Source organism: Gemmiger formicilis, from assembly GCF_016901605.1.
Lineage (GTDB): Bacteria > Bacillota > Clostridia > Oscillospirales > Ruminococcaceae > Gemmiger > Gemmiger formicilis_B.
Genome location: NZ_JACJKP010001073.1, coordinates 1 through 215, shown reverse-complemented (window position 1 = coordinate 215; position 215 = coordinate 1). Strand labels below are relative to the sequence as shown.

1 protein-coding gene is annotated in these 215 nt (G+C 58.1%); it reads left to right on the top strand.

The window, feature by feature from the left end:
* Positions 1-215 (top strand): hypothetical protein (locus H6B10_RS17795; protein WP_204652597.1); only part of this gene is annotated, 215 nt, incomplete at both ends.

Genomic DNA, 215 nt, shown 5'->3' with positions numbered 1-215 from the left:
TCCCGTTCCTCAAAACGGATAAACTCAATGTAACGGTGAGCTTCTCCGGTGACGGCGCGCTCCAGTGCAAAAGCGCCTGCTGCGTCGGCATCTCCCAGCATCTGGGCAGCCCGGACCGCACCATGGAACTGATGATCGAAGCGCTGCGCATTTTGCGGCAGGAATACCATTTTAACGGGTACATCCATGCCAAGACCATTCCCGGCGCCGATCCC